The organism is Oribacterium sp. NK2B42 (assembly GCF_000424445.1).
GTDB lineage: Bacteria > Bacillota > Clostridia > Lachnospirales > Lachnospiraceae > Oribacterium.
Window position 1 is genome coordinate 1 of sequence record NZ_AUJX01000100.1, and the last position, 1,418, is coordinate 1,418.

The 1,418-nt window shown below is 36.8% G+C and carries 2 protein-coding genes; both read left to right on the plus strand.

What is annotated here, in order from left to right; genetic code table 11:
• Positions 1-187: 187 nt before the first annotated feature.
• Positions 188-943, plus strand: a complete 756-nt coding sequence (locus tag G625_RS21570; RefSeq protein ID WP_029201685.1) for a metallophosphoesterase — start codon at positions 188-190, stop codon at positions 941-943.
• A gap of 2 nt (positions 944-945) precedes the next feature.
• A complete protein-coding gene (locus G625_RS0114660; RefSeq protein WP_029201686.1) occupies positions 946-1,329 on the plus strand; it encodes a hypothetical protein in 384 nt (127 codons plus the stop codon).
• Positions 1,330-1,418: the final 89 nt, after the last annotated feature.

Below are 1,418 nucleotides of genomic sequence, written 5' to 3' on the forward strand. Positions count from 1 at the left end.
AGAATGGTTTGCTAGACCGCCTTTAGGCGGAATCACAACACTTGCCCCGGAAGGGGTTAACTCAAACCACCAGCAGGGCTGGTGGTACTGACTAGTAAACACACCGCTAACAGCTGTACGCAAAGAATCATTAAATCCTGTATAACAGTCTTATAAAACATATTTCAGATCAAACAAGGAGATTCGTATGAAAAAAGTTATTATAGGCGATGTACATGGATGTTATGAGGAGTTATTAAGTTTGCTGGATCAACTGAAAATCAATCTTTCAGTTGATAAACTCATATTTGTAGGTGATCTTATCGATCGTGGACAGGATTCATTTAAAGTATTGCAGCTCATTAAATCATTAAAGGAAAAAAATCCTGAGAACATCGTTTATTTACGAGGTAATCATGAGCAAATGATGTTGGATTGTGTTTTACATAATACTGATTATAACTGGTTGCGTAATGGCGCAGATGCTACAATGGCAAGCTTTGATGACGTTGATCTCATGCTTGAGACCGCTAAATGGATTGAATGCAATACTGTTTTCTATTACGAGGATCCTCAATTTATCGCTGCACATGCCTTTTATGATGAAAGTTATCTGAGCTCTCCCTTTTTAATAGACAGGATGATTTGGGACAGAACACATCTAGAAAGAAATCTATACTCCGGAAAGTTGTTAATAATAGGCCATACACCTTTAAAATCTCCAATCTATCAAATTGCAGAGGGTACAATCTCACCAATCATACTTCCATACAATATGGAAATGGATATTCCCCAAAATGGAATGATTGATTTGGATACAGCATGTACCTTTGGGAATAAATTGACTGCCATGATTATCGAAGATGATAAATTCTATTTGGCAAAAGAGGAAGCCTTCTTACATCCAAGAACTTACAAGAGCAATGCTTGTCGGAATAACGAACAGAAGAAGGGAGTGGCCTAAACATGAAAAAAAACATAGCATTAGCATCAATGATACTTGTTTCTACAATAACAGCTAACGCCTCTACTAATACAAATGCTCCAGTATTAAGTAATAATTATACGGAACCTTCATCCGTGGAAATAACTAAAGTCGATGCCGATAGACATTACATTGAGTATCTAAAAGGAAACGAAACAGATGTAAATGGTGATAAATTTTGGGCTATAGGAAACCCGGATACTGAATATGCTATTTATGATTTGAATGGAGATGGTGTAAATGAGCTGTTAGTTCGCTCTTTAGGTCATTGGATTTCTGATATTATTGAGTATAAAGACAATAATATTCAGCACGCGAATGCCGAAAGCTTTGGATCTTCCGGTGTGACATTTATAAACAACTAATACTTCCCACATGAATAAGTGCCGGAAAGCCTTATTCTAAGCGGGTTTCCAACAATAAAATAGCGTAGTCACAACCCAGCTGTGATATA